The following is a 21,423-nucleotide window of genomic DNA, read 5'->3' as shown; positions in this document are numbered from 1 at the left end:
AGCACCGGTGGGTGGCAGGGGCTCGCCATGCCACGTCGGAAGCTGAGTCACAGGCAGTTAACCGTCATGGGGAGAGGGGAGGTTGACTTCTCGCCCCACTATCTTGCGTGTTCTTGGCCGCCGACGAAAGGTGGGGTCCGGTCCTTCACCGTACCGTGACCCGAAGACAACGGACCGTACTGGCCATGTAGCCCTGCGGACGGTTGCAGGATTGAATTCGTTCATCCGGGGAACCTGAACAGGCGGATGGAGCGTCTAGGCAGGTGACGGAAACCATTCGGGAACATCGGCGACTCGGCTTTCCTGGATTCTGAACTCCGCCGGCCGGTAGTCGGACGAGGGGTGCGTCGCCGGGTTTCGGGGTCATGCCACCCTGCGACGTCTTCCGTCACTGTGTGTTGAACAGTGGCGACGCAACTCACGGCATCGGCGCGAAAACTTGTCGCGACACCGCGTGACCGTGGCGCCGGTCACGCGTTAGAGGGGGTGAGGTGGCCTCTGCTGTTCGGCGCCTTTAGCAGCGGTTAAGTGACGCTCAGCTATTCCGGCATCACGAGAATGATGTTGCGCTCCGTCACCTTGACCCGGTTAGTCTGTCCATGGCACGCATGGGGCGGGCCGCTCCTTTAGACCGAAATAGAGAACTCACCGTGACGAGAGCGCTGACGCTGACCGAGACCGCCGCCACGGCGGCGCGCCCGGTTGGCAGGTTGACGTCGTCGAGGGCCGAGCGGCTGTCCGAGGGCTGGCCCGAGACCCCACCCGGAGCCGATCCGCTGCCCGGACAGCTCGACCGCTGGCTTGCGTCCCGCGGTGCCGAGCTCGTAGCGATCCGTCGTCACATCCACGCCCACCCGGAGCTGTCCGGCCAGGAGTTCGAGACCGCGGCGCTGATCGCCCGCGAGCTCACCCGCGCCGGGCTCTCGCCCCGCCTGCTGCCCAAGGGCAACGGCCTGATGTGCGACATCGGCCGTGGCGACAGCGTCATCGCGCTGCGCGCCGACCTCGACGCGCTGCCGCTGCCCGACACCAAGGACGTGCCGTACCGCTCGACCGTCGACAACGTCTGCCACGCCTGCGGCCACGACGTGCACACCACGATCCTGCTCGGTGTCGGCCTCGCGCTGGCCCAGCTGGCCGAGCGCGGCGAGCTGCCCGGCCGGGTCCGGCTGCTGTTCCAGCCGGCCGAGGAGACCATGCCGGGCGGCGCGCCCGAGGTCATCGCGGCCGGCGCGCTCGACGAGGTCGCCGCGATCTTCGCCCTGCACTGCGCGCCCCAGCTGCCCGTCGGCCTGGTCGGCGTGCGCTCCGGGCCGTTCACCGCGGCCGCCGACAAGATCGAGGTCCGGCTCAGCGGCCGCGGCGGGCACACCGCCCGCCCGCACCTGACCGCCGACCTCGTGCACGCGCTCGGCCGCATCCTGGTCGACGTGCCGTCGCTGCTGGACCGCAAGCTCGACGCGCGGGCCGGGGTGTCGATGGTGTGGGGCGCGGTGCGGGCCGGCGAGGCCGCCAACGCCATCCCGATCGAAGGCATGGCCCGCGGCACGATCCGCGTGCTCAGCCGCGAGGCCTGGCGCGACCTGCCGGAACTGGTCACCAAGCTCGTCCACGACGTCATCGCGCCCACCGGGGCCGACGTCGAGGTGACGTACACCCGCGGCGTTCCGCCCGTGGTCAACGACCGGCTCGCCACCGCGATCATCGCGGGCGCGGCCGGCGCCGCCCTGGGCCCCGACCGCGTGGTCGAGGCCGAGATCAGCATGGGCGGCGAGGACTTCGCCTTCTACCTGGAGAACGTGCCCGGCTCGATGATCCGGCTCGGCACCGGCATCCCCGGCTCGGAGACGAAGTTCGACATCCACCAGTCGGCCTTCGACGTCGACGAGCGGGCGATCGGCCACGGCGTGCGGATCATGGTCCACACGGCATTGGCCGCGCTGAGCGCCGGCGCGTTCTGAGCGTCCTTTCTAAGACTGTCCATGTCTGGTAAACCGAGGCGTGGTCACTGAGCTGCGCGTGCACGGCGTCACCGGCTCCCCGGCCGAGGACGTGCTGGACCGGCCGCTGCTGCGCCGGGTCGCCGGGGACACCGATGCGGGCTTCTTCCGCCCGCGCGCCGAGTACGGCGCGATCACCGGTCCCGGCGGCGCCACGCTGGAGGCGTACCGCTGGGGCAACCTCACCGCCGGGGCCGCCGCCCGGGCGCTGTGGCTGTTGCTGCTGCCGTTCATGTTCGCCAACGTCGCGCTGTGGCTGCGCCCGGCCACCCGGCCGGGCCCGCGGGCCGCGATCCGCGCCCTGGTGCGCGTCTACGCCCTGTCGATGACCGGCTCCTTCGTGCTGTCGTTCACCGAGGTCGCGGTCGACCTGGTCGGCTGGCAGTGCGCGAGCCTGCCCCGCTGTCTCGAGGGGCGCGGCTACCTCGCGCTCTTCGCCGACGGGTTCTTCGCCACCACCGGCCGGCGGATGGCGCTCGCCGCGCTCGGGCCGGTGCTGGCCATCGCGTTCCTGTGGTTCCTGGGGCGGCGGACGTGGGCGCGGTACGAGGCCTTCCCCGCCCAGACCGAGGGCGACGGCGACGGGCTGGCCCACCCGTGCTTCTGGAACGGCAAACCGCTCGTCGGCCGGCTCCGCTCCCTGCACATCGCCTTCGCGTTCGCGACGCTGGACGCGATCCTGCTGAGCAACCTGCTCCCGCACGGCTGGCGCGGGCCCGGCCTGGTGCTCGCCGCGCTGACCGCGCTCATCCTCGTGCTGTGCGTCGTCGCGGTGGCCGTGCGCCCCGTCGTCGACCGCGACAACCCGGCCCACTGGGCCCGTCCGGGCACCCGGCTGCTGAGCCACGCCGCCGTCGGTCTCACCGCGCTCGTGCTGGTCTACGCGCTGCTGCCCCGCGACCCGTGGACGGCCGGCGGCCGGCTGCCGGTGCTCGGCGGCACCATCACCGGGCTGTTCGCGGCGCAGGTCGTGCTCCTGCTCGTGCTCGGCGCCGTGGTGCTGGCCAGCCGCCCGCACGGCACGTTCCTGCAGGGCCTCGCCGGGCCGCTCATCGCCAGCGCCGGGCTCGGCGTCGCGGTCGCGTTCTCCGCCGGCCTGGCCTACCGGGCCGCCGACTTCCTCGACCGCCGCGCGCGCCCCTCCTCGGCCGACTACGCCGCCTGGCAGCCGCTGCAGCCGCCGCCGGCCTACGAGTGGGCCGCGGCCGGGTTCGTGCTGCTGCTCCTGCTCACCGTGATCGTCGCGGTGGCCGGCGGGCTCCCGCTGGTGCGGCGGCTGCGGCGGTACGCCCGCGTCGTCACCGACGCCGACTTCCGCGGCGGGCGCGATCGGGACGCGGCCCGGGCCGGGCACGTCGACCGCGCCGTCGCCGACGCGCTCGTCACCGACCACATCGGACGGATGCTCGTGTGGGTGTTCATCCCCGCGGCGCTGGCCGCCGTGGCCGCCACGGGCTTCGCGATCGCCGCGCGCCGCCCGATCAGCCTGTTCCCGTCCGGCTCGACCGGCGCCGAGGTCATCTCGTTCGCGGTCAACCTCGGGACGTACCTCATCGGCTTCTCCGCGTTCGCGCTCGTGCTCATCGGCGTGCTGGCCTACCGGTACCAGCGCTTCCGGCGGATCGTCGGCGTGCTGTGGGACCTGGGCACGTTCTGGCCCCGCGCCGCGCACCCGCTCGCCCCGCCCTGCTACGCCGAGCGCGTGGTGCCGGAGCTGGCCCGGCGCGGCTCCTGGCTCGCCGCCGAGCAGGGCGGCGTGATCCTCTCCGGGCACAGCCAGGGCAGCGTGCTCGTGGCCGCGACGGTGCTGCAGATGCCGCCGGAGGCGCAGGCGCGCACGGCCCTGCTGACCTACGGCTCGCCGTTGCGCCGGTTGTACGCCCGGTTCTTCCCCGCGTACCTCGGCGACGACGTGCTCGCCGAGGTGGGCGCGGTGCTGACCCGGCCCGGAGCTCCGGTGGAGCCGGAGCCGGGTCAGCACACCCCCCGTTGGGTCAACCTCTGGCGGGACACCGATCCGATCGGCGGGCCCGTGCAGTCGCCGGCTGCGCGCGACGTGCGCCTCGTCGATCCGCCGGGCTTCGCGATCCCGCCCGGCGACACGGTGTACCCCAAGGTCGACGGCCACTCCGGCTACCAGCTGCGGCCGGAGTTCGGTGCGGTGGTCAGGGCTCTCGTGGCGGATCTGGCTCCCCGGCGTCCTTCGACGCCGTCTCCGGCGCCTCCCGGTGCGGCGCCTCCGCCGCCGCGGGGGGACGCTGGACCGGGGCCGGCATCGGCGGCATCGGCCGAGGGTGCGGCGGCATCGGCGGCGGATACATAGGGCCCGCGCCGGCCGGGACGGCGAGCGGCGGCCGGACGGGGAGCGGGTGGCTTCGGCGGTACCGCTTGAGGAGCCACACCACCAGCCAGATCGGCAGGCCGATGAAGACCAGCCACGGCAGCAGCCAGCCGAGGACGGTCAGCGCCACCCGCAGCGACGCGACGAACGCGTCCCAGCCGTGCCGCAGGCCGACCAGGATCCCGGTGTCCTCTTCGGACACCGCGGGCGCCTCCGGGCCCTGCAGCACCAGCGTGATGGTGGACAGCGCGGTCAGCCCGTCCAGCTTGCGCTTGCGGGCCTGCAGCGACTCGAGGTCGGCCTCGCGCCGGGACAGCTCCGCCTCCACCGACGTGATCTCGCCGATCGTCTGCGCCTTGGCCAGCAGCGCCCGGATGCGGTCGACGCTGGCCTGCGCCGTGATGATCCGCGACTCGACGTCGACGACCTGGTCGGTGACGTCCTGCGCGGAGACCTGCCGGTTCTTCTCGTCGCCGATGCCCTTGAGCTGGTCGAGGGTGTCCTGGAACTTCGCGGCCGGCACCCGCAGCGTGATTGTCGCGGTCGAGCTCTGCCCGTCGATGTGCCGGTTGTCGCCGCCGACGAACCCGCCCGCCCCCGTGGCGAACGCGATCGCCTGCGTGGCCGCGGCGTTGACGTCCTTGACCTGCACCGTCATGGTGCCCGAGTAGATGATCGACCGGTTGGTGGCGTCGAGGTTGTCGGGGATCTTCTGCTGGGCCTGGCCCTGGCCCTGGGCCTGGCCCTGGGCCTGGGCCTGGCCCTGGGCCTGGGCCTGGTCCTTGGCGGAGTCGGCGGCGGCCCCCGCGGCGTTCTCCTGCCCCGGCGCCACGGCGGGCCCGGCGGCCTCCTTGTTGCTGCTACTGCTCGGTGCGTCGCTCGAATCGGAGCCGCACCCGCTCAGCGCGAGGACCAACGCGCCGGCGGCCGCGAGGAACGCGGTCGTGCGCCTGACTGACATGACGCCTCCTGGGTAGGGTCCGGTGAAGGTAGTGCCGGTCCGACGCGGGCCGGGGCGCCGCCGTTCCGCCAGCCCGGGTCACAGTTCCGCCACGAGGAGGTCACCGGATGCGCATCACGAAGTACACGCACGCCTGTCTTCGTCTCGAGCACAGCGGCGGGGTGCTGGTGATCGACCCCGGGGTCTTCAGCGAGTCGGAGGCCCTCGAGGGCGCCGACGCCGTGCTCATCACCCACGAGCACATGGACCACGTGGATCTCGACAAGCTGCGCGCCGCGGCGGCGGCCCAGCGCGAGCTGACCGTGCACACCCACCCCGACGTCGAGGCGCAGCTGACCGACCTCGACGCCGACGTCTTCGCGGTCAACCCGGGTGACATCTTCGTCGCGGCCGGGATGACGGTGCGCGCGCACGGAGGGCGGCACGCGGTCATCCACCCCGACATCCCGCAGATCGTCAACGTCGGCTTCGTCATCGACGCGCCCGGCGGCCCGATCTACCACCCGGGCGACTCGTTCCACGTGCCCGACGAGGAGATCGCGACGCTCTTCGTGCCCGTCTCGGCGCCGTGGCTGAAGCTGGCCGAGTCGATCGACTTCGCGCGGGCGGTCAAGCCGGAGCGCGCCTTCGCCCTGCACGACAGCCTGCTGGTGGACGCCGGCCAGCAGATGGTCACCGGCCACATGACGCGCCTGTCCGGCACGCACTACACGCGCCTGGAACCCGGCCAGACCATCTGAGGCCTGTTTCATCACTGGGGCGGGGCTGCGGCCGGCCCAGTGATGAAACAGGCCTTAACCTCGCCCTATGGCAGATGCCCTCGCCGCGGTGGTGGCCCGGCTGTACTCCGCACCGCCGGAGGACTTCATCGCGCTGCGCGGCGAGGCGGTCGCCAAGGCCCGCTCGGCCCGCGACACCGCGCTGGCCGGGGCGATCGGCAAGCTGCGCAAGCCCACCGTCGCGGCCTGGCTCGTCAACCGGCTCGCCCACGAGCGCCCCGACCTCGTCGCGGAGCTGCTGGAGCTGGCCGAGCAGCTGCGCGCCGCCCAGCGCGAGCTGCGCGGCGCCGACCTGCGGGAGCTGTCGGTGCGCCGCCGCAGCACGGTCGCGGCCCTGGCCCGGGAGGCGGTACGGCTGGCCGGGCGCGGCCCGGGCGGGAACCTCCCCGTGACCGAGGTGGAGGCGACGTTCGCCGCCGCGCTCGCCGACACCGAGGCGGCGGCCGAGGTGCGCGCGGGGCGGCTCACCAAGGCGCTGGAGTACACCGGCTTCGGCGAGACCCCCCGCCCCAGCCTGCGCCTGGTGCAGGGCGGCGCCCCGCCCTCGGCCACGGTCACGCCGATCCGCTCGGCCCCGGACGAGAGCGAGAAGGAGCGGCGGGCCGAGGCGCGGCGGCGCGAGGAGGAGCGGCGCCGGGCCGAGGAGGAGCACGCCCGGCTGGTGAAGCAGGCGCGAAAGGAGCTCATGACCGCCCTGCAGCAGGTCGCCGACGCCGAGAACGCCAAGGCCGAGGCCGAACGGGCCGTCGCCGCCGCCGAGAAGGCCGTCAAACAGGCCGAGAAGCGGGTGCGGATCGCCCAGGACGCCCTCACCGATCTGGGGTAATCCATCGAGACGAACTCTTCGTCCGTTCGCGCACATGGTTAGTGCTCGAACGAGTGCCTTCACCGTGATCCGTGCGGGAGGGCAGAATGACCCGGGTGACTCCCGAGCAGGCGGCCGCCGCGGCGAAGCAGGCGGTGCTGGTGCTGGGCGGCGCCTTCAGCGACGACCCCAAGACCATGCGCCGCGCGCGTCAGATCGGCCTCACCGGCTGGGCCTTCTACGTGGCCGGCCGCGGTGGCGCCCTGGGTGACGTGCGCGCCGACACGGTCGCCGCGGCCCTGGGCTTCATCGCCCCGGAGGCGGTGCAGGACGGCTGGGACGCGGCCCGCAAGGTCGCCCCGCCGGAGCAGGTCGCCGCCGACAACCTCGACGAGTGCTGCCGCTGGGGCCGCGAGCACCTCGAGAGCTTCTACGCGCTGCCCAAGCTCGTCGAGCTGGCCGAGCGGGTGGTGGTCAGCGCCGAGACCGCGGGCATGCCGCTCTTCGCCGCCTGGCGCGCCATGCCGCTGCCGGACGACTCGCCGGGGGCCCGGGCCGCCGTCCTGGCCCACCTGCTGCGCGAGCACCGCGGCGCCGCCCACCTGCTGGCGATCCGGGCCAGCGGGCTCACCCCGCTGGAGGCGATCGTCTCCGGCCCGGACGGCGAGGCCGAGGCGACCGCGTTCGGCTGGCAGCCGCCGTTCCCGCCGTTCGAGCCCCTGGTCCGCCGGCGCAGCTGGGCTGAGGCGCTGACGGACCGGATCGCGGGGGAGGCGTTCAAGTCCCTGTCCCCGGCCGAGCGCATCGAACTGGTGAACCTGCTGGAGGCGGCGGTGCAGTCGGTCGAAGAGGCCTCGCCGGGCTAGGTTGCTCCGATGGAGGGCTGGACCGTTCGAGGGTGCTCGCTGCGTGACGTGGCGGCCATCCTGTCCATCACCAGGGCGAGCGACATCGCGTCCGTCGGCGAGCCCGACTGGACCGAGGAGGAGGTGGTCGCGACCCTCACGGCCCCGCATCTGGACCCGGCCGTCGACGCCTGGCTGGCGTTCGGGCCGGACGGGACCGCGCTGGCGTGGGCGTACGTCGACAACCCCGAACGCGGCGAGCGCGACAACGTCGAGGTCTACGCGGTGCCGACGGCGGGCCGGCCCGCGTTCGGGCCGCTGCTCGACCTGGCCCTGGCCCGGATCGCCGAGCGCGGCCGGCGGATCGTGCGCGCCGGGGTCGTGCCGAGCGAGACCGCCTACGTCGAGGCGCTGACCGCCCGCGGGTTCGTCTTCCGCAAGCGTCACGCCCGCATGACCCGGGTGCTGACCGGCGACGAGCGGCCGCCCGCGCCGGGCTTCGGCGTGCGGGCCGTGCGCGAGGAGGAGCTGCCGCGCTTTCATGAGGTACTGCAGACGGCTTTTGCCGACACGCCCGACTTCGTGGCGACGTCCTACCCGGACTGGCTGGCCGCGCTGGCCGCCCTGCCGTCGGTGAGCCGGGACGAGTGGCTCGTGGCCGAGGCGGACGGGGCGATCGTGGGCGTGCTGCAGTCCGCGGACCAGGGCGTCGAGCGGGGCGAGGGCTGGGTGAAGAACCTCGCCGTGCTGCGCGGGCACCGCGGGGCCGGGATCGGCGGCGCGCTGCTGCGGGCGGCCTTCGCCATCTACGCGGCGAAGGGCCGCACGACGGCCGGGCTGGGCGTCGACCTCACCAACCCGACCGGGGCGTACCACCTGTACACGAGCGTGGGCATGACCGTGGCGTTCGCCGCGGACATGTACGAGCGGACGGGTTAGGCCTACGGCATCGCGGTCTTGGTGGGGTGCGCGCGCAGGGACTCGAGGTAGTCGGCCGGCGCGCCGGCCTTGGCCGCGGCGTTGGCGATCTCGGCGAGGTACCACGCGGTGGGCAGCCCGCCCTCGTAGCCGTTGAACACGTAGACCCAGGCGGTCTCCTCGCCGTCCAGGGTGGCCACGCGCAGGTGGAGCTTGCGGTAGGTGCCCGCCAGCGCCCCCTCGACCTCGTCGAGCTGCTTCTCGTCGTTGGGGTGCACGTCGTACAGCGCGACGAAGACCCGGTCGCCCGGCGACGCCTCGACGATCGTGGTGACCGAGCCCTCCCAGCCGAGGACGTCCTCCCCGGCGAAGGTCAGGCGCCAGCCCTCGAGCCAGCCGATCCCGATCATCGGTGAATACGGACAGTAGGCCCGCATGCGGGCAGGGTCCAGGTTCGAGCCATACGCGGCGTAATGACGCACGGCGATGACGATAAACCCGACCGGGCGCGCGAGAGAATACTGCAGAGCGTGTCGGATTCGGATCCACTCGTCGGCGCGGCATGGGCCGACCGGGTGGCCCGCCGCGGGCCGGCCGGTGCGGCGAGGGAGAATACGGGCAGGAAAGCCGAGGAGGGGTGGCTGGCGTGGGCCGGATCGTGATCATCGGAGGGGGCCCGGCGGGCTACGAGGCGGCCCTGGTCGCCGCGCAGCTGGACGCGCAGGTGACAATCGTCGAGGCCGAGGGGGCCGGCGGCGCCTGTGTGCTGCACGACTGCGTGCCCAGCAAGACCTTCATCGCCAGCTCCTCCGTGGTCACCGCGCATCTGGACACCGAGGCGTTCGGGGTGATCGGCCCCGCCGGGCCCGACGTGCGGGTGGACGGGCCCGCGGTACACCAGCGGGTCAAGCGCCTTGCCCACGCGCAGTCCGGCGACATCCACGCCAAGCTGGTCAAGGCCGGTGTGGAGTTCATCACGGGCACAGCGCGCCTCGGTGAGGACACGCTGGGTCACACTCACGCGGTCCGGGTGACGCCGGCCGACGGTGACGCTCCGTATGTGATCGCCGCCTCCACGGTGCTGATCGCCACCGGCGCGACCCCGCGGGTGCTCGCGTCCGCGGCGCCGGACGGCGAGCGGATCCTCGACTGGCGGCAGGTGTACGACCTGCCGGCGCTCCCCGAGAAGCTCATCGTGGTCGGCTCGGGTGTGACCGGGGCCGAGTTCGCCTCGGCGTACCTGGCCATGGGCGTCGACGTCACCCTCGTCTCCAGCCGCGACCGCGTCATGCCGCACGAGGACCCCGACGCCGCCATGGCGATCGAGCGCGTCTTTCGCGCCCGCGGCATGACGATCCTCAACAACTCCCGCGCGTCGGCCGCGCGCCGCACCGCCGGCGGGGTCGAGGTCGAGCTCGCCGACGGCCGGGTCGTCACGGGCTCCCACGTGCTGATGTGCGTGGGTTCGGTACCGCAGACGGCCGCCCTCGGCCTGCCCGAGTACGGCGTGGAGGTCGCCGCGGGCGGCTACGTGACGGTGGACCGGGTCTCGCGCACCAACGTGCCCGGCATCTACGCGGCCGGCGACTGCACCGGCCTGCTCCCGCTGGCCAGCGTCGCGGCGATGCAGGGCCGCATCGCGATGTGGCACGCGCTGGGCGAGGCGGTGGCCCCGCTGAAGCTGCGCACGGTCGCCGCGAACGTGTTCACCGACCCGGAGCTGGCGTCGGTGGGCATCACCCAGTCCGACATCGACAGCGGCAAGGTGCCGGCCCGCGCGGTGATGCTGCCCCTGGCCGGCAACGCCCGGGCCAAGATGGACGGCCTCGACGACGGCTTCGTGAAGATCTTCTGCCGCCCGGCCTCGGGCCTCGTGGTCGGCGGCGTCGTGGTCGCCCCGAAGGCGAGCGAGCTGATCATGCCGATCGCGATGGCGGTGGAGAACCACCTGAGCGTCGACCAGCTCGCCCACACCATCACGATCTACCCGTCGATCTCGGGCTCGATCTCCGAGGCCGCGCGTCAGCTCATGCAGCACGACGAGGACTGACGTAACTTTCAGCTCCAGCGCCGGGCAGCGCGCCTTGTTTCGGCCGCGCGTTGACGCCGGTCGCCCGGCGGGGCCTACTGAAGCGGTTCAGTAGCCCCACGCCAGGAGGCGCACCCCCATGCTTCAGTCCCGTTTCGCGCGGGCCGGCCGGCGCCGGTTCGCGCTCGTCGTCGCGGCCTGTGCCGCCGTGCTCGCCGCGGCGGTCGCGTTGCCTCTTGTCCAGGCGTCCGCCGCCACCGCCGGCTTCGTCAGCCGCTGCGGCATCCACTTCTGCCTGGGCGGCCACACGTACTACTTCGCCGGCACCAACGTCTACGACACCTTCACCTACGGGGGCAGCTACGGCGACACCGAGACCCAGTGGATGGACAAGGCCCGCATCGACAACCACATGGCCGAGATGGCCGCCGACGGGGTCACGGTCCTGCGCACGTGGATGTTCGACCACGAGACGTGGCACGGCTTCGAGCCCAGCAAGGGCGTCTACAGCGACCAGCAGTTCGCCGAGTTCGACTACATCCTCTACTCGGCCGCCCAGCACAACATCCGGGTGATCCCGGTCTTCGAGAACTACTGGGAGGCGTACGGCGGCATCGACACGCGCCTGTCGTGGGAGGGCCTGCCGACCGGCCAGGCCAACCGCTGGCGGTTCTTCAACGAGACCGCGTGCCCGGGCTGCTTCACGCAGTACAAGAACTATGTGTCGTACGCGCTCAACCGCACCAACCACTACACGGGCGTCAAGTACAAGGACGACCCGGCGGTGTTCGCGTGGGAACTGATGAACGAGCCGCGGTACGAGGGCCAGGGCACCGCGGAGAACGTCAACGGCACGACGCTGCGCAAGTGGGTCGACACCATGGCCTCCTACATCAAGGGCATCGACGGCAACCACATGGTCGACGCCGGCCTGGAGGGCCACGGCACGAAGTACGGCTTCGGCGGTGACGAGGGCAACCCGTTCGTCGCCATCCAGCAGTCGCCGTACATCGACTTCACCTCGGCGCACCCGTACCCGAACGAGGGCTGGGCCAACCTCACCCTGGCCCAGACGATCACGCTCATCAACGCCTGGCTTTCCGACTCGCACACGGTGGTCGGCAAGCCGTTCTTCCTCGGCGAGTTCAACACCATGGGCGTGGACCGCAGCACCTGGTGGACGTCCATCTTCAACGACCTGCAGACCCAGGACGCGGACGGCAGCGCCTTCTGGTGGAACCCGGACGCCCAGGCGGGCGGCGACAACTACAGCGTCAAGCACGGCGCACCGGAGATGTCGGTGTTCAAGTCCCACTCGGCGTTCATGGTGTCGAAGAGCGGCGGCAACCCCCCGATCTCGACCAGCCCGTCGGCCTCGGCCTCCCGGTCGGCTTCCCCGTCGGCCTCGGCCTCGCGGTCGGCTTCCCCGTCGGCGTCGACCTCGCGGTCGGCCTCGTCCTCGCCCTCTTCGGGCACCGGCTGCCGGGTCGGGTACAGCCTCAACGACTGGGGCAGCGGCTTCACGGCGAACGTGACGGTGACGAACGCCGGCACGGCCCCGATCACCGGCTGGACCCTGAAGTGGACGTTCGGGGGGAACCAGACGGTGAGCAACGCCTGGAACGCGACGGTCACGCAGTCGGGCTCGGCGGTGACCGCGGTGAACATGTCGTACAACGCCACCATTCCGGGGGGCGGCAATGCGCAGTTCGGGTTCCAGGGGGCGTACAGCGGGACCAATGCGGTGCCGGCCCAGTTCACCCTGAACGGAACGACCTGCACCAAGGTATAGCCACGGGAAACGGCGGCCGCCCGTGCCGAGGGCGGCCGCCGTCGTTTCTCCCGACCAAAGTACGGCATCGTCCCCCGACTATTGGCTGGTGCGTATCCGGCCCGTGGCCGGATACGCCACCGCCGCCCCCGCCGCAGGATCGTGCCATGACGATCGACAGTTCTCAGCGCACCGCGGCCCGAGTGGCCGGATTCGTGCTACTGCTCCTGATGGCGGCCGGATTCTTCTCGCAGGCCTATGTGCCCGGCCGGATCATCGTGGCCGGCGATGCCGCCGCGACGGCCCGCAACATCGTGGCGTCGGAGCGGTTGTTCCGCATCGCCATCGCCGCCGACGTCCTCATTTTCGCCGCCGACATCGTGATGGCCGTGGCCTTCTACCTGCTGCTCAAGAAGGTGAATCCGGGTCTTGCCCTGCTCGCCCTGCTGTGGCGAACCGCGCAGTCGACGATCATGGCCGTGAACGGGCTCAGTTTCCTCGCGGCATCGTCGGTCCTCAGTGGGGCCGGCAATGCCGGAGCGCTCAGCCCGGACCAGCTCCAGGCGTTGGCGAACACGTACGTCGGCGCGCATGCCGCGGGTTTCAACCTCGGGCTGGTCTTTCTCGCGCTGGGAAACGGCGTGTTCGCCTATCTGTTGTTCCGGTCGAACTACATTCCCCGCGCCCTGTCCGCCTGGGGGGTTCTGGCCTATGCCGTGATGGCGGCCGGGAACCTCGCCACTATCGTTCTTTCCGATGCCGGGGACGCCGCCGGGGGCGTGATGATCCAGTACCTGCCGGCCTTCTTCTTCGAGGTGATCGCGGGCGGGTGGCTGCTGTTCAAGGGAGTCGGGACTCACGGAATCTCGTGGAAGATGTCCCGCGCGTAGTCGGCCACCGCCGCGCGGGTCACCGTGGCCTCGATCGGCAAGGACTCCAGGCAGCGGCGCAGCGCATCCGTGAGCAGGGGGCGCGGCACGCGCATCGAGACCGTTGAGTGGGGTACCCACGCGCCCGGTTCGTACAGCGGCAGTGACGCCATCCCCGCCGCGCTCAGCAACCCGTGAATGCGCGCCTGGTGCGCGACCAGCTCAAGGGTCGGGGCCGGCCCGAGGAAGACCACGCGACCCACGAACACGCCCGCGTACTGGAAGTTCAGCCGCAGCGGCTCGGCGACCCGGGTGCCCGCAAGCGCCGAAGCCACCGCGTCCGGGTCGAGCTGCCGCGCCACCGCCAGGGTCACGTGCGGGCGGTGGCGGCCGTCGTGCGGGGTGCGCAGCGACTGCACGCCCATCTCCTCCAGCTGGTCCCAGAGCACGCGGACCCGCCGGGACGCGCGTTCGTCCAGGTACATCTCGACCGACGCGACCATCAGCGGGCCCGTTGGCAGCGTGGGCACCAGTACGCGTTGCGCGCGTTGAGCAGGGCGGTGCGCACGCGGGAGCCGCACACCAGGCACGGCTGGCCGGTACGGCGGTACACGTATACCTCGCCGCCGTGGCGGTCCACCCTCGGCGCGCGGCCCATCGCCGACGGCGTGTGGGCACTGTGAACGGTGTCGATGCGGCCCTCGGTCACGCCCGCGCGCATCAGGGTTCGCAGGTCCTGCCAGATGGCGTTCCATTTTCGGCGGCTCAGCTTCGTGCCCGGGGTCGTCGGCGGCAGGCCGGCCCGGAACAGCGACTCGGTCACGTAGATGAGCCCGGCGCCGGCCACCACCGACTGGTCCATGAGCAGCGCCATGAGCGGCCGGCCGGAGGTGCGGACGATGTCGTACGCCGGGCCGCCGTCGCTCTCGTCGTCGAGCGGGTCGGGGCCGAGGCGGGCGTGCAGGGCGTCCAGGCGGGCCGGGTCGAGCCGCTCGCAGGCGGCCGGGCCGCGCAGGTCGAGCCAGTGCTCGCCGTTCACCAGGCGCATGCGGACCTCGCCGACGGGCGCGGGAGGCGGGCCGGAACCGTCGGTGAACTTGCCGTACAGCCCGAGGTGCACGTGCACCGTCTCGCCGTTCGCGTAGTGGTGGAACAGGTGCTTGCCGTGCGCGGACGTGTCCTGCAGCACGTGGCCGTCGACGCGCCCGGCGTCCGCGGCGAAGCGGCCCTGCGGGCTGGCGACGGCGACCGGGCGGCCCGCGAACAGCTTGCGGTGCCGCTCGGCCAGTCGGTGGATGGTGTGACCTTCGGGCACCGGGCATTTATACCCGGCCCGTTCGCCGCGCGGCGCGCTATTCTCGGTGCCATGAGTCGCAGCGCACTGTTCACGACGACGCCGGGAATCGCCCGGCGGCGCTGATCGACCATTTCAGCCGGCTCCGGAGCGATGCGCTCCGGAGCTTTTTCATGGGCCCGAGGCGACGCTCCGAACAATTTGAGGAGTTCGTCATGCAGGACCACCGCAAGCTCGGCCGCGAGCTCGAGCTGTTCCACTCCGACCCGCTCGTCGGCGCCGGTCTGCCGCTCTGGCTGCCCCGGGGCGCCGCGGCCCGCCGCGCCGTCGAGGACTACCTGCTCGACCTGGAACGCCGGCACGGCTATCAGCACGTGTACTCCCCACCGCTGGCCAAGGCCGAGATGTACCACCGGTCCGGGCACCTGCCGCACTACGCCGACGACATGTTCCCGCCGATGGAGCTCGACGCCGACAACGCCCTCGTGCTGCGGCCGAGCCTGTGCCCGCACCATATCGCGGTGTTCGCCGCGCGCGGGCGCTCCTACCGCGAGCTGCCGCTGCGCATCGGCGAGATCGGCGGGCAGTACCGCGCCGAGCGCTCCGGGGTGCTGGGCGGGCTGTCGCGGGTACGCGCGATATCGCTCAACGACGGGCACGTCTTCTGCGCCGAGGACCAGGTCGAGGCCGAGGTGGTCGCGGCGCTGCGGGTGATGCGGGAGGCGCACGCGGCGCTCGGCTTCGCGCCGTCGTCGTGGCGGCTGTCGCTGCGCGGCGACGGGCCGAAGTACGTCGACGACCCTGAGATGTGGCGGCGCGGGACCGAGGTGCTGCGCCGGGCGCTGGCGGCCGCGGGCGTGGACTACGTCGACGGGCCGGGCGAGGCCGCCTTCTACGGGCCGAAGATCGACATCCAGCTGCTCGACCACGCCGGCCGGGAGAGCACCCTCGCCACCGTCCAGGTCGACTACTACATGCCGCGCCGCTTCGAGCTGTCCTATGTGGACGCGGACGGGGCCCGGAAGCGGCCGGTGATGGTGCACCGCAGCGCCGCCGGCAGCATGGAGCGGCTCTTCGCGCAGCTGATCGAGGTCCACGACGGCGCCTTTCCGGCCTGGTTCGCGCCGGTCCAGCTGGAGGTGCTGGCGGTCGGGGACGCCGATGTGCGCGGGTTCGCCGATCGCGCCCGGGCGCTCGGGCTGCGCATCGAGGAGTCGTACGCCGGCAGCCTCTCCGCCCGTATCCGCGACGCCGCCCGGCGCAAGGTGCCCTTCGTGGCCGTGCTCGGGGCGAACGAGGTGGCGGCGGGCACCGTCTCGCTGCGCTCCCGGGGCGGCGCGGTCGAGGTGCTGCCGGTGCCGGCGGCCCTGGCCCGCCTGGAAAACGAGTGCCGTGCGCCTAAACAGGAGCGGGTGCCGGCCCCGTCTGTCTCCGTGTGAAGGTTCTTCGCCTCGTGGGTGCGGTGTTCGCGCTGGCCGCGTGCTCCGCACCCCCGTCCTACTCCGCCCCGCCCCCCGCCCCGGCCGCCTCCGCGTCGTCGCCGGGCTCGCCGCCGCCCGTGGCGGGGCACGCCGCCCGGGTGCCCGAGATCGGCTATCCCGCGCAGGGCGGTGGCGCCTATGAGATCGCCGCGGCCGGAGGTCCCGTCATCGGTACCGCGGGACAGCTGCTGACCTACCGCATCGCCGTCGAACGCGACATCACCGGTATCTCCGCCGCCGGGTTCGCCGAGGCGGTCGAGGCCGTCTTCGCCGACCCGCGCAGCTGGCCCGGCACCGGCAAGTGGCGGCTGGGCCGGGCCGGGGCCGGGGACCGCTACGACTTCACGATCTACCTCGCCACCCCGGCGACGCGGGACCGGCTGTGCGGCAGCTCATACGACCGGTACACCAGCTGCCGCAACGGCAACAGCGTCGTGATCAACGTGGCGCGCTGGGTGCGCGGGGTGCCGGACTACGGCTCCGACCTGGTGACCTACCGGCAGTACGTGATCAACCACGAGACCGGGCACCGGCTCTACCACGGCCACGAGCTGTGCCCCGGCCCCGGCCGGCCCGCGCCGGTCATGCAGCAGCAGACGCTCGGCCTGCACGGCTGTGTCGCCAACGCCTGGCCGATCGCGGACGGGCGGGAGTACTCGGGGCGTTCCGGGCAGTACGACGACCCGACTCCGCGGGACCCGTAAACGCCACGGCCGTGATCCCTCGTCTACGTGGGTGGAGCCGTGGCGGGGGAGGGTGTCCGTGCAGGTCGAGTTCACCGAGTTCGTGCTCGGGCGGTCGCAGGCGCTGCTGCGCTTCGCCTACCTGCTCACCGGGGACCGGCATCTCGCCGAGGACCTCGTGCAGGAGGCGCTCGTGCGGGCCCATCGCCGCTGGTCCGGCATCGTGGGGGCTGAGGGGCCCGAGCCCTACGTGCGCAAGACGATGCTGCGGCAGTACCTCTCCTGGCGCCGCCGCCGCTCGTTCGCCGAACGACCCGTCGCCGACATCCCCGAGCTCGCGACGGCCGACGCGGCGGCCCGGGTGGCCGAGGCCGACGCGATGTGGGCCCTGCTGCGCACGCTGCCCCGTTCGCCGCGCGCCGTCGTCGTCCTGCGCTACTACGAGGACCTGCCGGACGCCGAGATCGCCCGGCTCCTCGGGTGCGCCGAGTCCACCGTTCGAGTACACGCGTTCCACGCACTGAAAAAGCTTCGGGCGGCCCTGGCGAACGACCGGCAGGCCGCCCCCACGCCGGGAGGCAGATCATGAACGACGACGAGGTCGCGGACCGGCTTCGCAACGCCCTGCACCAGTTCGCCGGGGACGCCCCGCCCGGCGTGTCGATGCTCACCACCGTCACCACCGAGTCGGCCCGCCGCGGCCGCCGGGCCCGGCTGGCGACCCTCGCCTCGGGCGCGGCCGCCCTAGTCGCGATCGGCGCCGCGGTGCCCTTCGCCCTGCGCGGCGCCCCGGCGCCCGAGCCGGTCGCGGCCCCGCCGTCGCCCGTCGCGTCGGTACCGTCGCCCGCCGGCTCCGCCACGCTCGCCGGCGCCCCGGCGCCCGCCACGCTCGTGCCGGCCACGGTGCCGGGGTCCGTGGCGTTCCCGTTCTCGGCCCCGACCGGGGACGGGTACGGCCCCCCGATGGTCATGCTGGCCGCCGGCCGCCCGACGCTGCTGCAGAGCCTGCCGACCGGCGCGCCGATGACGGTGAAGGCCTACGAGTCCGAGCCCGCGAGGCCGACCTCGAAGGCGCAGGCGAGCCCGGCGAAGGTCGGCGGGCAGGCGGCGACGGTGTACGAGTGGTCGTGGTCCGACGACGACCCGGCGAACCCGGACACGGGCCGGCGCCTCTCGCTCGTCTGGCACCCGGCGGCGCGCACCTGGCTCCGCGTCGACGCCGACGCGGCGGTGGCGTTGCCGCTGCTGAGCGCGTACGCCGGCGCATTCACGCCCGGAGGGATCAAGGCCGAGGCGCCGTTCTCGTTCAAGGTGATGCCGGGTGGCTGGACGGTCGACAACATCAGCCACGCGGTGGTGACGTTCGCCCCGCCCGGGGTCGCGGCCGACGAGTCGTTCGTGGACAAGATCGCCGTACAGCTGGACGAGGCGGCGGGGGTGGAGCCGAAGCTGGCCGGCCCGGAGACCGTCGCGGTAACCGTGGGCGACCGCCGGGGGTGGCTCACCACGACGTCGGATGGGCAGTTCCTCCAGGTCCCGGTCGAGGGCGGCCGCTCGCTGCTGCTGCAGATCGGCCCGCGGGCCGCGCTGCCGACGGACGTACTGCTGCGCTTCGCGGCCGGCATCGAGGTGCGCCCGTCCGCGCAGGTGAGCCAGGGCTGATTTCGGGGGTGACGGGGTTAGGACCGGCCGCCGGATGGGGAGCCCCCACCCGACGCCCGAATCGGGGTCAGATATCGGATGATTCGCCCAGATCGCCCCGTAAGGAGTATATCCCTGCATACCATCGATTTCGTGCTGGTAGTAACGACCGAAGGGCTTGCCGGTTACGACATCACCGCCGTACTCGGCGAGGTGATCGGCGTGGTCGCCACGTCCCGTAACCCGTTCGCGGTCGGGCTGCGCTCGACCGAGGGCGGGCCCGGGCAGGACATGTCGCAGTTCCTGGTGCAGACCCGCGCCCGGGCGGTGAGGCAGATGGTGCAGGCGGCCGAGAACCGGGGCGCCAGCGCCATCGTCGGCATGCGCTTCGACCACCGGGACGTGACGAACACGTGGGTGGAGCTGTGCGCCTACGGCACCGCGGTGGTCGCCGTCCCGGCCCACGTCCGCAACGGAGCGCACGCCGCCTGAGGGCGGGACCTACGACTTGATCTCCGCGATGACCGCGCCCGCCGACACGACCTCGCCCACCGCCGCCGCCAGCCCGGTCACCACGCCGGCCTTGTGCGCGTTGAGCGGCTGCTCCATCTTCATCGCCTCGAGCACCACGATCGGGTCGCCCTCGGCGACGGTGTCCCCCTCGGCCACCGCGATCTTCACGATCGTTCCCTGCATCGGGCTGGTCAGCGCGTCGCCGCTCGCCGTCGCGCCGGCCTTCTTGGCGCCGGCGCGCTTGCGCGGGGCCGCGGCCGGCGCGGCCGGGCCGACGGACCCGAACCCGCCGGGCAGCGAGACCTCGAGCCGCTTGCCGCCGACCTCGACGACCACGGTCGAGCGCGCGGCGGGCTCGGCGGCGGCCTCGGCCGGCGCGGCGAAGGCCGGTACGTCGTTTACCCACTCGGTCTCGATCCAGCGGGTGTGCACACGGAACGGCTCGTCGGCGAAGGCCGGGTCGCGCAGCACCTTGCGGTGGAACGTCAGCGCGGTCGCCATGCCGTCGACGACCATCTCGTCGAGGGCCCGGCGGGCCCGCTCGATCGCCTGCGCGCGGGTCTCGCCGACGATGACGACCTTGGCCAGCAACGAGTCGAAGTTGCCGCCGATGACGCTGCCCGACTCGATGCCGGTGTCGACGCGCACGCCCGGGCCGGTCGGCAGGACCAGCGCGGTGACGGTGCCGGGGGCGGGCAGGAAGTTGCGGCCGGGGTCCTCGCCGTTGATGCGGAACTCGATCGCGTGCCCGCGCGGGGCGGGGTCGGCGTCGAAGCGCAGCTTCTCGCCGTCGGCGACGCGGAACTGCTCGCGCACCAGGTCGATGCCGGTGGTCTCCTCGCTGACCGGGTGCTCGACCTGCAGCCGGGTGTTGACCTCAAGGAAGGAGATGGTGCCGTCGTTGCCGACGAGGTACTCCACCGTCCCGGCCCCGTGGTATCCGGCCTCCTTGCAGATCGCCTTGGCCGACTCGTGGATCTGCGCGCGCTGGCCGTCGGTGAGGAAGGGCGCCGGCGCCTCCTCGACGAGCTTCTGGTGCCGCCGCTGCAGCGAGCAGTCGCGGGTGCCGACCACGATCACGTTGCCGTGCTGGTCGGCGAGCACCTGCGCCTCGACGTGGCGGGGCCGGTCGAGATAGCGCTCGGCGAAGCACTCCCCGCGCCCGAACGCGGCGACCGCCTCGCGGACGGCCGACTCGAACAGCGACGGGATCTCCTCCAGCGTGCGGGCCACCTTGAGCCCGCGCCCGCCGCCGCCGAAGGCCGCCTTGATGGCCACCGGCAGGCCGTGCTCCCGCGCGAACGCGACGATCTCGTCGGCGTCGGCGACCGGCTCGGGGGTGCCCGGCACGAGCGGGGCGCCGGCGCGCTGGGCGATGTGCCGGGCGGTGACCTTGTCGCCGAGGTCGCGGATGGACTGCGGGCTCGGCCCGATCCAGATGAGCCCGGCGTCGATGACGGCCTGGGCGAAGTCCGCGTTCTCGGACAAGAACCCGTAGCCGGGGTGCACCGCGTCGGCGCCCGCCCGCGCGGCCACGTCGACGAGCTTGTCGATGCGCAGGTAGGTCTCGGCGGCCGAGTCGCCGCCGAGCGCGTAGGCCTCGTCGGCCAGCCGGGCGTGCAGCGCGTCGCGGTCGGAGTCGGCGTAGACGGCGACGCTGGCCAGGCCCGCGTCGCGGCAGGCCCGGATGACCCGAACGGCGATTTCGCCCCGGTTGGCGATCAGTACCTTGCGCACGCAGGCAGTCTATGCCCAGGGTCCGACACTTTCCGTTGCCAAGAAAGTCACTCCCGGCACTAGTCAACTTTTCCTATTACGCTTATGTCGTGTCCTCTACGCGCCTGATGATCCTGGGCCTCGTGTCGTACCTCCAGCCGGTGCACGGCTACGACATCCGCAAGGAGCTGACCAGCTGGAACGTCGAAAGCTGGGCCAACGTCCAGCCGGGCTCGATCTACCACGCGCTGCGGAAGATGACCGAGGAGGGCCTGCTCGAGGAGGTCGCGACCGAGCAGGTGAACAACCGGCCGGCGCGCACCCTCTACCGGCTCACCACGCCGGGCACGGCCGAGTACCAGGCGCTGCTGCGGCGGTACTGGTGGGAGTACCAGGAGCCGCAGGACCCGTTCCTGGCCGCCTTCGCGTTCCTGCCCAGCCTGCCTCGTGCGGAGGCGGTCGGCGCGCTGCGGGCCCGGGCCCGGCTGCTCGAGGGCTGGGTCACGTCCTATCGCGACAATGCCGACAAGTGGATGGAGCACAAGCCGCCGCACGTGGGCTGGCAGTTCGAGCTCACCATGGCGCGCTGCGAGGCCGAGGCCCGCTGGTGCCACGACATCGCCGCCCGCATCGAGGCCGGCGAGGGTGATCACCACAGCGAGCACCCCGAGGGCCACGGCGCCGAGGAGTGGCGCCGGGCGATCCGGGCCGAGTACGGCGAGCCGGTCGACGACGAGGACGAGTAGTACGCGACATACTCAAGCTTGACCCATAAAA

19 protein-coding genes are annotated in these 21,423 nt (G+C 72.5%); 14 read left to right on the top strand and 5 right to left on the bottom strand.

The genetic code is table 11. The features are described from left to right. The first annotated feature begins 710 nt into the window (after positions 1 to 710). Positions 711 to 1,961 (top strand): amidohydrolase, encoded by a 1,251-nt coding sequence (locus AB0B76_RS26130; protein ID WP_360380131.1) that lies wholly within the window; start codon positions 711 to 713, stop codon positions 1,959 to 1,961. Between the two features lie 2,204 nt (positions 1,962 to 4,165). Here the strand turns inward: AB0B76_RS26130 and AB0B76_RS26125 are convergent. Then, a complete protein-coding gene (locus tag AB0B76_RS26125; protein WP_360380047.1) occupies positions 4,166 to 5,302 on the bottom strand; it encodes a DUF4349 domain-containing protein in 1,137 nt (378 codons plus the stop codon). Between the two features lie 107 nt (positions 5,303 to 5,409). Between AB0B76_RS26125 and AB0B76_RS26120 the strand changes: the two genes are divergently transcribed. The 4 genes from AB0B76_RS26120 (at position 5,410) to AB0B76_RS26105 (ending at position 8,670) form a co-directional block, all read left to right on the top strand. Further along, complete coding sequence (locus tag AB0B76_RS26120) at positions 5,410 to 6,042, top strand: MBL fold metallo-hydrolase (protein ID WP_360380044.1); 633 nt, start codon at positions 5,410 to 5,412, stop codon at positions 6,040 to 6,042. Positions 6,043 to 6,109: 67 nt separating this feature from the next. After that, positions 6,110 to 6,907, top strand: a complete 798-nt coding sequence (locus AB0B76_RS26115) for a hypothetical protein (RefSeq protein ID WP_360380042.1) — start codon at positions 6,110 to 6,112, stop codon at positions 6,905 to 6,907. A gap of 95 nt (positions 6,908 to 7,002) precedes the next feature. Then, the gene (locus AB0B76_RS26110; RefSeq protein WP_360380039.1) at positions 7,003 to 7,752 is read left to right on the top strand and encodes a hypothetical protein; all 750 of its coding nucleotides are present in this window, start codon (positions 7,003 to 7,005) and stop codon (positions 7,750 to 7,752) included. 9 nt (positions 7,753 to 7,761) lie between these two features. Next, a complete protein-coding gene (locus AB0B76_RS26105; RefSeq protein ID WP_360380036.1) occupies positions 7,762 to 8,670 on the top strand; it encodes a GNAT family N-acetyltransferase in 909 nt (302 codons plus the stop codon). A gap of 2 nt (positions 8,671 to 8,672) precedes the next feature. Here the strand turns inward: AB0B76_RS26105 and AB0B76_RS26100 are convergent, their stop codons facing one another. After that, positions 8,673 to 9,131: a gamma-glutamylcyclotransferase family protein gene (locus AB0B76_RS26100; protein ID WP_360380033.1), complete on the bottom strand. Its 459-nt coding sequence runs from the start codon at positions 9,129 to 9,131 to the stop codon at positions 8,673 to 8,675. A 155-nt stretch (positions 9,132 to 9,286) separates the two neighbouring features. Between AB0B76_RS26100 and AB0B76_RS26095 the strand changes: the two genes are divergently transcribed. From AB0B76_RS26095 to AB0B76_RS26085, 3 genes are all read left to right on the top strand, one after another. After that, positions 9,287 to 10,699, top strand: a complete 1,413-nt coding sequence (locus tag AB0B76_RS26095) for an NAD(P)H-quinone dehydrogenase (RefSeq protein ID WP_360380030.1) — start codon at positions 9,287 to 9,289, stop codon at positions 10,697 to 10,699. Positions 10,700 to 10,817: 118 nt separating this feature from the next. Next, entirely contained in the window at positions 10,818 to 12,470 is a 1,653-nt protein-coding gene (locus AB0B76_RS26090; RefSeq protein WP_360380029.1) for a cellulose binding domain-containing protein, read from the top strand. Positions 12,471 to 12,616: 146 nt separating this feature from the next. Next, positions 12,617 to 13,339, top strand: a complete 723-nt coding sequence (locus AB0B76_RS26085) for a DUF4386 domain-containing protein (protein ID WP_360380028.1) — start codon at positions 12,617 to 12,619, stop codon at positions 13,337 to 13,339. On the opposite strand, the gene AB0B76_RS26080 is transcribed toward AB0B76_RS26085, so the two are convergent. Beyond that, positions 13,306 to 13,848: a 2'-5' RNA ligase family protein gene (locus AB0B76_RS26080; RefSeq protein WP_360380025.1), complete on the bottom strand. Its 543-nt coding sequence runs from the start codon at positions 13,846 to 13,848 to the stop codon at positions 13,306 to 13,308. The genes AB0B76_RS26085 and AB0B76_RS26080 overlap by 34 nt on opposite strands. Next, the gene (locus AB0B76_RS26075) at positions 13,821 to 14,633 is read right to left on the bottom strand and encodes a DNA-formamidopyrimidine glycosylase family protein (protein WP_360380022.1); all 813 of its coding nucleotides are present in this window, start codon (positions 14,631 to 14,633) and stop codon (positions 13,821 to 13,823) included. Before AB0B76_RS26075 ends, AB0B76_RS26080 begins: the two co-directional genes overlap by 28 nt. A 152-nt stretch (positions 14,634 to 14,785) precedes the next feature. Here AB0B76_RS26075 and thrS point away from each other — a divergent pair, with 152 nt between their 5' ends. The 5 genes from thrS (at position 14,786) to AB0B76_RS26050 (ending at position 18,909) form a co-directional block, all read left to right on the top strand. After that, a complete protein-coding gene (gene thrS, locus AB0B76_RS26070) occupies positions 14,786 to 16,051 on the top strand; it encodes a threonine--tRNA ligase (protein WP_360380020.1) in 1,266 nt (421 codons plus the stop codon). A gap of 14 nt (positions 16,052 to 16,065) precedes the next feature. Next, positions 16,066 to 16,797, top strand: a complete 732-nt coding sequence (locus AB0B76_RS26065; protein WP_360380018.1) for a DUF3152 domain-containing protein — start codon at positions 16,066 to 16,068, stop codon at positions 16,795 to 16,797. A 58-nt stretch (positions 16,798 to 16,855) separates the two neighbouring features. Beyond that, positions 16,856 to 17,365: a SigE family RNA polymerase sigma factor gene (locus tag AB0B76_RS26060; protein ID WP_360380016.1), complete on the top strand. Its 510-nt coding sequence runs from the start codon at positions 16,856 to 16,858 to the stop codon at positions 17,363 to 17,365. Next, complete coding sequence (locus AB0B76_RS26055; protein ID WP_360380013.1) at positions 17,362 to 18,438, top strand: hypothetical protein; 1,077 nt, start codon at positions 17,362 to 17,364, stop codon at positions 18,436 to 18,438. The genes AB0B76_RS26060 and AB0B76_RS26055 overlap by 4 nt, the downstream gene beginning before the upstream one ends. Positions 18,439 to 18,570: 132 nt before the next feature. Further along, a complete protein-coding gene (locus AB0B76_RS26050) occupies positions 18,571 to 18,909 on the top strand; it encodes a heavy metal-binding domain-containing protein (protein WP_360380011.1) in 339 nt (112 codons plus the stop codon). Between the two features lie 9 nt (positions 18,910 to 18,918). Here AB0B76_RS26050 and AB0B76_RS26045 read toward each other — a convergent pair whose 3' ends face one another. Further along, a complete protein-coding gene (locus AB0B76_RS26045; protein WP_360380008.1) occupies positions 18,919 to 20,667 on the bottom strand; it encodes a biotin carboxylase N-terminal domain-containing protein in 1,749 nt (582 codons plus the stop codon). Positions 20,668 to 20,756: 89 nt separating this feature from the next. Between AB0B76_RS26045 and AB0B76_RS26040 the strand changes: the two genes are divergently transcribed. Next, the gene (locus AB0B76_RS26040) at positions 20,757 to 21,392 is read left to right on the top strand and encodes a PadR family transcriptional regulator (protein WP_360380005.1); all 636 of its coding nucleotides are present in this window, start codon (positions 20,757 to 20,759) and stop codon (positions 21,390 to 21,392) included. Positions 21,393 to 21,423: the final 31 nt, after the last annotated feature.

Source organism: Dactylosporangium sp. NPDC049140 (assembly GCF_040648435.1).
Note: the sequence above shows the minus strand (reverse complement) of the source record. Positions and strands in the feature narration are given on the sequence as shown.